This is a genomic window from Micromonospora sp. NPDC047753 (assembly GCF_040642735.1).
In the GTDB taxonomy this organism is placed as follows: domain Bacteria; phylum Actinomycetota; class Actinomycetes; order Mycobacteriales; family Micromonosporaceae; genus Micromonospora.
Genome location: NZ_JBEYSL010000295.1, coordinates 1 through 8,481, shown reverse-complemented (window position 1 = coordinate 8,481; position 8,481 = coordinate 1). Strand labels below are relative to the sequence as shown.

Annotated in this window: 9 protein-coding genes; 5 read left to right on the top strand and 4 right to left on the bottom strand. The window is 68.6% G+C overall.

Going from position 1 to position 8,481, the window contains the following annotated elements:
• Positions 1-800: tyrosine-type recombinase/integrase (locus tag ABZ749_RS22760; protein WP_357230816.1), on the bottom strand; the 800-nt coding region annotated here is incomplete at its 3' end.
• 314 nt (positions 801-1,114) lie between these two features.
• Here ABZ749_RS22760 and ABZ749_RS22755 point away from each other — a divergent pair.
• Positions 1,115-1,666 (top strand): hypothetical protein, encoded by a 552-nt coding sequence (locus tag ABZ749_RS22755; protein WP_357230813.1) that lies wholly within the window; start codon positions 1,115-1,117, stop codon positions 1,664-1,666.
• A gap of 529 nt (positions 1,667-2,195) precedes the next feature.
• Here the strand turns inward: ABZ749_RS22755 and ABZ749_RS22750 are convergent.
• Together ABZ749_RS22750 and ABZ749_RS22745 are read right to left on the bottom strand one after the other, a co-directional pair.
• Positions 2,196-2,975, bottom strand: a complete 780-nt coding sequence (locus tag ABZ749_RS22750) for an HNH endonuclease signature motif containing protein (RefSeq protein ID WP_357230810.1) — start codon at positions 2,973-2,975, stop codon at positions 2,196-2,198.
• Positions 2,976-3,040: 65 nt separating this feature from the next.
• A complete protein-coding gene (locus ABZ749_RS22745) occupies positions 3,041-3,184 on the bottom strand; it encodes a hypothetical protein (RefSeq protein ID WP_357230807.1) in 144 nt (47 codons plus the stop codon).
• Between the two features lie 157 nt (positions 3,185-3,341).
• Here ABZ749_RS22745 and ABZ749_RS22740 point away from each other — a divergent pair, with 157 nt between their 5' ends.
• From ABZ749_RS22740 to ABZ749_RS22730, 3 genes are all read left to right on the top strand, one after another.
• A complete protein-coding gene (locus ABZ749_RS22740) occupies positions 3,342-3,605 on the top strand; it encodes a hypothetical protein (RefSeq protein WP_357230804.1) in 264 nt (87 codons plus the stop codon).
• Between the two features lie 330 nt (positions 3,606-3,935).
• Positions 3,936-4,742, top strand: coding sequence for an LLM class flavin-dependent oxidoreductase (locus ABZ749_RS22735; protein ID WP_356981128.1), 807 nt, complete (start codon positions 3,936-3,938; stop codon positions 4,740-4,742).
• 597 nt (positions 4,743-5,339) lie between these two features.
• Positions 5,340-6,992, top strand: a complete 1,653-nt coding sequence (locus tag ABZ749_RS22730) for a DUF885 domain-containing protein (RefSeq protein WP_357230799.1) — start codon at positions 5,340-5,342, stop codon at positions 6,990-6,992.
• A 32-nt stretch (positions 6,993-7,024) separates the two neighbouring features.
• Here the strand turns inward: ABZ749_RS22730 and ABZ749_RS22725 are convergent, their stop codons facing one another.
• Positions 7,025-7,807 carry an alpha/beta hydrolase gene (locus ABZ749_RS22725; protein ID WP_357230796.1) on the bottom strand — a complete coding sequence of 261 codons (783 nt, stop codon included), beginning with the start codon at positions 7,805-7,807 and terminating at the stop codon, positions 7,025-7,027.
• 291 nt (positions 7,808-8,098) lie between these two features.
• Between ABZ749_RS22725 and ABZ749_RS22720 the strand changes: the two genes are divergently transcribed.
• Complete coding sequence (locus tag ABZ749_RS22720; RefSeq protein ID WP_357230793.1) at positions 8,099-8,449, top strand: hypothetical protein; 351 nt, start codon at positions 8,099-8,101, stop codon at positions 8,447-8,449.
• Positions 8,450-8,481: the final 32 nt, after the last annotated feature.

Genomic DNA, 8,481 nt, shown 5'->3' with positions numbered 1-8,481 from the left:
AGCCGCGCACCCCGCGGCACCCGATCACCGATGCCCGCCCGCCGGTAACACGACTCCACGAGATACTGCAGGCCACCACGGCGCAACGGCTCACCACGCCGATCCACCAGAAACGGCGAGTCGGGGCGTACCGACCGCGAACCGAAGCGCCGCACCCGACTGTCCAGGTAGTCCCGCAGCACCCGGTCCAGATCCGCCTCGATCGGCACCACCCGAGGCCGCCCACCCTTGCCCGCCACCTCGACCCGCCGCTCACCGGACCGGCCGCCGAGCGAGTCGACGCGCAACGCCAGCAGCTCCGACAGACGCAGCCCGGCGCAGAGCGCCACAGCCAACACCGCCACGTCCCGCTCCGGCCACGGGTCGCGTTGCCGCCCGTCGTCCCGCGCGGCGGACGCGAGCAGCACCTCGGGGGTGTCCGCGCCGCGCAGCGGCTTCGGCTGGGGGAGTAGCGCCCGAGGCCGCCCAACCGCCGGCATCGGATTGCCCGCCACGAACCCGTCAGCGACCAGGAACGTGAAGAAACTGTTCCAGGTGGACCAGGCCCGATGCACCGACGCGGGCGCCCGGGGGGCGGCGAACCGGGCGAAGGCCGCGCGCATCACCCGGGGGGAGAGGTCAGTGATCGACAGCGCGTCCAGGGGCAGGGGAGGGGTGGCATCCGCCGCGACCAGAGCCGCGATCGTTCGCAGATCCCTGCGGTACGCGGCCAGGGTGTGCGGGGAGGGCTTGCGGGTGGCCCGTGCGGTCAGGAACTCCTCGATCAGCACCGCGAGCGATTCGTCCTGTTTGTCATGCATAAGGGATATTATGCATGATTTTCGTGTTGCCGGGAAGTGGGTGCACGAGGGGGAGAGCGGCCTCATTCCGGACCGCCGCGAGCACGGCCGGAGCCGATGAAGAAGCACGTATCGTGCGCGACATGACGTCGGTCGCCGCCATCTGTCCCACCTGTGGTCGACCTGGCACGCCCATCGTGTACCGGGACATCGACGGTCCGACAGATCTGGTCTGCTGCGAGGGGCACCGTTGGCGGGCCGCTGGCCGAGCCGGGTGGGCTCCATATGCGTCGCCCGCCGTTGTCGACCGCGACCCGCAGGACGCAACGACACCGATGGAGCCCGTGGACTTCAGCAAGGACGGGCGGACCTGGCGGATCGGCACGGCCGGCGACGTCGCCTGGCTCGCCGGACGGACCACACAGGGTCTGTCGGTCACCACGGCGATCCCGCCGGTGTTCGAGGCGTACGGCACCTTTCACCCGCCCGCCGGGGTCGGTCTCGACGCCCACGAACGCGCGGTGATCAACGAGTTGGTGGCGTGCACGCCGGACCAGCCCTGGTGGCTGGGCTTTCTCGACACCGGCGCCCACGACGTCGTCTTCCCGCACGCCCCAAGGGTGTTTCTCTACTGGGACTGGCCCTACGTGCTGGTCCAGGCCGGGCCGGAACAGGCCCTCAACTGGCGGGCCGGTCACATGCGCGGCAACGGGGCGCTGCCCGACCTGTTCTTTCCGGCGGATCGCTCCTGGCTCGTCTCCGCCCTGTGGGACGACACCTGGACCGACATCGGCGCCAGCGGTGCGGTGCTCGCGGCCCTGCGACGTAACCCGCTGGTCAACGCGCGCATTGTCGGCCCGGACGAGGACGCGTGCCCGCCCGGCTGACACGCGACTGACCCCGTCGGTGAACGGCGAGGGGACCCCCAGAAAGCCCCTACTTTACATAATGTGCATTATCGAATCAGCATCCGAGTTCGAGGAGTAGCCGTCAGAGCTCTTCACCAGTGGTGTTGTCACTTCTCAATCGTCCTGAGCCATTGTCAACAACTTGAGCCATCTCCTGAGTCTTCTCATTTACTTGAGCCACGGCGGGCGCCCCGTCCCGCTTGGGATTCTGCCCCCTTCGCTGCGTGACGGGCACGGACTGTTCATCCTCCGCCGGGCCGGCCGTCACCCGCCAGGTGATCGTTTCGTCCGAAGGGGAACGTCGAGGCACTCATATGCGGCCGGGTCGTCGGAGAGTGCGGCTCCTCCTCCCCCGATCCGGGGGCAAGAGCGCTGTCGGGTTGAGATCCCGAACAGCAACCGGGAGATCCGCCCGCACCCGTACCTGCTGATCGTGGTCGAGCTCGCCGATCTGATAACGGCCCCCCACGACGTGCACGGGGTCATGGGACATCACTCCCTTACCGAACTATCCGGCGAGGGCGAGCGCCGTTCGCTGGGTGACTCGCCATGCGAACAGCAGGCGGTCGCTCTTGCTGGAGTTGCATGACCCGCAGGCCCACGCGAGGTTGCCGATGCTGTGACGTCCGCCCAGCTTGAGCGGCACGATGTGGTCGATGCTGGTCGGCGCGGCGAGGCGGCAGTACGCGCAGAGGCCGCCTTGGCGCGCCAGGAGTCGCGCTAGGTCCCGCTCGGTAATGAGGTTTGCCTTCTCCCGGGCCAAGGCGCTGCGGCGGCGCATGTTGTGCCTGATGCCGTTCGGCCCGGCGGTCCAGCTCGCATCGGCGCACCCGGAGCTACAGAAGACTTTGTGCTTGCCGGCCGATCGGTTGACCGCCCCGCCGCACCAGGGGCAAGCGGCTCCGTTCAGGCGCGGCGTCCACGGACGATGCCTGAACCCCAGCGGGTCGCCGTACTTCCGAAGACGCTGGTAGTGGGAGCCGCAGTACCCGACCGCCAGGACAGGGTTGGGGCACTCGTCGATGAAGCACGTCTCGGCTCGTGGCTGCGGAGTCGGCCGAGCCAGTTCCCGCCAGTTCTTGCCCCACTTCCTGGCGAGCTGGTAGTGCCCATGGCAGAGTTGCTTGGCATAGTGCTCGCGCTCGCAGCCACCCTCGCCGCACGTCGGCTTCGGCTTCCGCGCCGTGCCCAGCGGGTCTCCGGTGCGCTTCCACTGCATGTAGTGCTTCCGGCACCAGCCGCGCGCGAGGAACCTGCCGTCACAGCCTTCGATCTCGCAGAGCCTCACTCATCTCCTTCCGTGGAGGAGGTCATGATCATGCCAGCGGGTTCTGACAACCTCCACCGTCCGCGTCACTGGGCGATGCCCAGCGCCCGCTGGTAATCCGCGGAGGCGGACTCGGTCTCAGTCTCGGGCTCGTGGTGTTGCCGGTCCTCCAGGTCGGCGCCGTTGGCGCGGGTGTGGGTGGTGGTCTTGGCTGTTCCTCCGCTCGTCATAGTCCTACGGCCGTGAGAGCGTTGGAGGTTACTCGGTCGACGTCTTCCATGTAGCCAGCCAGGGTGGGGGAACCGTCCTTCCACCCGCCGTGGCGGCCGATGCGGATCTGATCGTGGCCGGCCCGGCGGGCCTCCGTGGCGAAGCCTCGGCGCGGGAGTGGCCGCTGAACACCGACGCGGCGTCGATGCCGGCGGCGAGGGCAGTCCGCTGAACGATGATGGCCACGGCCTGGCCGCTGATGCGCCCATCGGCCGAGCCGCGGCCGTGCGGGGCGCGGCCGAGCTGGCCGTGCTTGTCGATCCGGACGTACGCGACACCCTGAAAAGCGTCCTGCGGGCTTACCGCGGTCGCGAAGCGCGGCGGCTACGCGAGCGGTTGCAGCACAGCGATCCAACAGCATCGGATGCAGATAACTGCTGATCGGCACTATCCGACTCGGCCGGCACCCGTCGTTGCCAACGCTGCACGCTCCTCGCGTAGGCCTTACGGATATCTGCCGCGATCCGCGCGTCACCTTGCGTGACGGGCGCGCAATCGATGCTGGGCGCGCGGTCTTGCCGATGAGAGTAAGGGAATCTCGCTTGCATGGCTTCTGGTCGTAGCCGGCCAACGCGCGAGGCTGGCAAGGTGTGGAGCGTTCGCAGCAGCGTGTCCACGATCCCGGCTGCACCGATGATCTCCGGGGGATCCGTAGTCCATACTTCTGACCGGCATAGGCAATCTCGCCCGACAGCCAAAGGGGATCCAAGCGTGACGAGACCGCTTCGCTTCGGGGTCGTTGCCCCACTCATAACCGACCTGCCGACATGGCTGGCCAGGGTGCGCCGCATCGACGATAGTGGCTACTCGACGCTGCTGATGCCAGATTTCCCGCTGCTGCAACCGGCGCCGAGCCCCACTTTGGCCACCGCCGCGGCCCTGACCGACCTGCGAGTGGGCACCTGGGTGTACGCCTCCCCGCTACGCCCGGCCTGGCTGACGGCGTGGGAGGCCCACTCGCTGTCGCAGCTCACCGACGGACGCTTCGAGCTGGGCATCGGCACCGGCCGGCCGGGAATCAACGACGAACTCCGCGACAAGGGAATGCCTGCCGTCCCGCCGAACGAGCGACTGGCTCGGATCCGCGACACCGTCCGCAGGCTGCGAGATTTCGACGGCCCCGACCGGCACACGCCGGTGGCGATGGCAGTCCGCGGTCCGAAGGCCCGGGCGCTGGCGACCGAGGTCGCAGACACAGTCACCTTCGTGCAGGCGCCGGATGAGTCCCGGGCCGAGGTCACGCGGCTGGCACGCGAGATGCTCGCCGTCCGCGACGTCGAACTCGCGAATGCGGTGGCGGTCATCGGTGACCGGGTCGCGCCGTACATGGCGCCTCCCGACACGCACACTGCCGCAGCTCGCGGGGCGGACTCGCTGGTCACGCTTCCGGAAGATCCGGGAGCCGCCGCCGAGGAGATTCAGCGGCGACGGGAAGAAATCGGCTTCTCCTACTTCGTCATCGGCGCCGACTTCGCCGACACGTTCGCTCCGGTCGTATCCCAGCTCGCCGGGCAGTAGTTCGCCGGCGGGGAATGACGGCGGCGGATACTCCGGTCCGGAGTGTCGATACATGAGGGAGGCGACACATCATTACGACACCCAACGTTCTGCCGAAGGCGAATTCTCACGATAAGCCGGCCGGTAAGGTCGGCAACATCCGCTCATGCCGCGATCCGGGCGCTCCATCCCTCGTCGCGGTAACACACTGTAGTCAGCTGGCATGGTCATCCGGTGGATCTGATCAGACTATCCGCCGCTACTGTCGGACGCGAGCGCCGTTGACTGGTTGACGTAGTCGTCGACTGCCCGGAGCTGGAATGCACCTATTCTTCGCAGACGCGCGTCCCGTACTGCTACGCGCCGCCGATGATCGGACAGGTCGTCGGCAGCTACCCCAACCGGCGGCATCCGTTATGCCGACGGTGCGCGGGCACCACCGGCCCCGTGACGATCTGGGCACGATGCGACTACAACCTTGCACCTGGCCCGAGATAGCGAGAGCCATGACTCTTCCGGGATTCTCACTAACTTGGGCCACTGCAGATCAAGGGCCGCCCGCGTGGCCTAGGTCAACTGAGAAGTGACAAACGTGCGCAAGGCCCTAACATTGCCCGGGTGATCGGGGATTTCGTGGAGCGGCTTCTGCACGACATGGCCACCCTCGACCCTTGCACGGCGGTGGTCGACGCTGGCGAACAGGACGTCGACGGGCTTACCGACTACGGCCCCGAGGGCCACCAGGCCCGCGCGGAGCGGGCCGCCCTCGCCCTGCGCGAGATCGAGGCACTGCCGGCCGGGACCCCGCTACACGCCCACCTCGTCGAACGGCTGCACACGCGTGTCGCCTTTCACGACTCCGGAGAGGATCTGCGCGAACTGCACGTGGCGGCCACCGGTCCCCTTCAGCTCATCCGCCAAGCCGTCGAAGCCGCGGTTCCCGGCCGCGACGCCGAGAACGCGGCCTTCGAGGAGGGCTGGGCTCGTGTCGGCGCACGCATGGCCGCGATCCCTGCGGCCCTGGACGGGTACGCCCGCAGCCTCCTACTCGCCGCGCAGCGCGGCGATGTGCCGGCGCGCCGTCAGGTGGAGCTCGTCGCGCAGCGCTGCCGTGCCTGGACTGACGACGATGCTGCCCTGGTGGATCGCTACGGCGAGGGGCGTCAGCGGGCGTCGTTGCAAGCCGCGGCAGCGGGCTCGCGAGCGGCGTACCAGAAGCTCGCCGAGAGGCTGACCGTCGACCTGGCACCGCGGGCAGTTGAGGAGGAGGCGTTCGGTCAGCAGCGGTATGCGCTCTGGGTGCGTACCTTCCTCGCGGCCCAACCTGACCTGCGCGAGCTGTACGAGTGGGGTTGGGAGGAGTTCCGAGCGACAGAGGCAGAGCTTCTCGCTGAGGCGGAGGCCCTGGGCGGGAGCGTGTCGGAGGTGCTCGCCCGGCTCAACAGTCCCGACGCACCTGGCACGCTGCACAGTAGGGAGGCGTTCGCTGCGTGGCTGCAGGATCTGTTGGAGTCGACTACCGAGAGGTTGGACGGTGTCTACTTCGACATCCCCACCCCGCTGCGGCGCATCGAGTCGCGGTTGACCACGTCGTCCGGCATTGCCTACACAGGGCCGTCACGGGACCTAGCGCGGCCGGGTCGGGTCTGGTGGTCGGTCCCGGAGGGGGCAGCGACATTCCCTACCTGGTACGCCTACAGCACCGCCTTTCACGAGGGGGTTCCCGGCCATCACCTCCACCTCGGCGCGGAAGCCTGCCGGGGAGGCCTCGGGCAGCGGCTGAACCTGCTCGGCGGCCTCTCCGGGAGTCAGGAGGGCTGGGCACTGTATGCCGAGCGATTCATGGACGAGTTCGGGCTGTATGAGCAGCCAGGTGCTCGATTGGGGTACCTGTACATGCAGCTTCTGCGCGCCGCGCGGGTCGTGCTCGACATCGGCCTGCACCTGCGGCTGGCGATGCCCTTCGGCGATGGAGCCGTGTGGACGGCGGACGCGGCGCTGACGCTGTTGCGGAATCGCTGCCATCAGGGGTCCTACGCGTCCGCCGAGCTTGCGCGTTACCTGGGTCGGCCTGGGCAGGCGTTGGCCTACAAGGTGGGTGAGCGCGTGTGGCTGGCCGGCCGTTCGTCCTTCCCTGGCGACCGGCGCGCGTTCCATCGTCAGGCGCTGGAGTTGGGCTCGATGGGCTTGGATCAGTTGACGGTGGCCTTTCGGGGTGACCGAGCACCACTCGCGGATCGCAGTGAAACACGTCAGGGACCGCGTAGATAGCCGGACAAGGTCCGCTCCCCCAGCTCGGGCTGTCAGCTGTGCGAACGGCGCAGCCAGTCCTGCGTGAGCGAGCGCAGCAGAGCGGGTTGTTCGTACGGCAGGTAGTGCCCGGCCGCGTCGATCACGGTGTAGGTGCCACGCGGGTAGTGGCGCATGGCGTGGAACTGGTCGGCGTACCCGACGATGTGGTCCTGCCGGCCGGTGATCACGCTGACCGGGCTGTCGAAGACGACCTCGGTGTTCTCGTCGGGTAGCGCGTAGTCGGGGCCGCTCTGCAACTCCTGTTGGAATGTCGGGTCACCGGGGCCGCCGGAGTTCAGTGCGGTGAGCACCGTCGCGACGACCCCTGGGGTGCGGTGACCCAGGGCGGCGTCCAGATGTGGGTGCAGTTCGGTGGGAGCGGCGTCGAGCCAGCCCGTGGGTGCGTCGAGTGGTGGGTCGTCGGGCAGGGTGCGGCTGTGGCGGGCGATGGTGACTCCGGGGCAGATGAGGAGCAGGCCGCGGACGAGGTCGGGTCGTTGGCGGGCGATGCCGGCGGCCAGGTACGCGCCGTAGGAGCCGCCGGCGAGCAGGACTGGCGTGTCGAGGTGGTGGTCGAGCCAGGCGCAGACGGTGTCCAGCACTGCCTGGGAGGTGGGTGGGCAGTGTGCGGGGGTGTCTCCGTGGCCGGGTAGGTCCAGGTAGATCTCTCGTAGGCCGGTGCCGGCGAGGGCGGGGTGGAAGGCGGCGGCCGTGGCGGCGCGGCTCATGCTGAACATGGGGAGGCACACCACCGCTGGTCCGGTCTCCGCCGTGTGGTCGAACGCCAGGTTCATCGGGAGTCCTCGCTGGGGTTGTCGGTGGTGGGGTTCAGGTTCAACGTCTCATGCCGGGCGGGCCGCGGGTGAAACTGGTCAGCGTCATCGGTGGGCGGTGTCTACAGTGGTGCGCTCCGGCCACTGCCCGTTCACCGCGAACGGCGGGGCCGCACATCACCACGGGGGAACACCTTGACGAGTAAGCCTGTCCGTATTGTGGTTGGCCTGGTCGCGGCAGTCGGCCTCGTTGTGGGCTGCCAGCCTGCCGAGAAGGAGAATGCTGGGGCCGCCGTCCCGCCGTCGCCGACCGTGGCGCCGAGCCCGACCGTCGACGTGGCGGCGAACAGCAAGCAGGTCTGCGACGCCAGTCTCGTTTTTGTGAAGAAGCACTACGTCGCGATGGCTGACGATGCGATCGCCGCGATCGACAAGCCGGTCAGCGCCAAGGAGGCGGGCGCGAAGGTTCGCGGCCACTACACGGCGCTGTTGCGGGACCTCAAGACGGCGGCGCCAACCGCTGCCGATCCGCAGGTGCGCACCGCGTTGGAGACCCTGGCCGCCGGGGTGGAGAAGCACCTGGCCGGTCCGAAGGCCACCGAGGTCGAGGCGCCGGATCTCGACCCGCCGCTGAAGGCGTTGGACACCGTCTGCGGTCGCTGAGCGTCGTGGGCACCGGCCGGGTCGGCCGGTGC

Excerpts from the sequence above, each read along its gene's own strand:
- ABZ749_RS22755 (WP_357230813.1), top strand. The coding sequence starts at position 1,115 with ATGGAGCCCGTGGACTTCAGCAAGGACGGGCGGACCTGGCGGATCGGC.
- ABZ749_RS22725 (WP_357230796.1), bottom strand. The coding sequence starts at position 7,807 with ATGAACCTGGCGTTCGACCACACGGCGGAGACCGGACCAGCGGTGGTG.
- ABZ749_RS22745 (WP_357230807.1), bottom strand. The coding sequence starts at position 3,184 with ATGACGAGCGGAGGAACAGCCAAGACCACCACCCACACCCGCGCCAAC.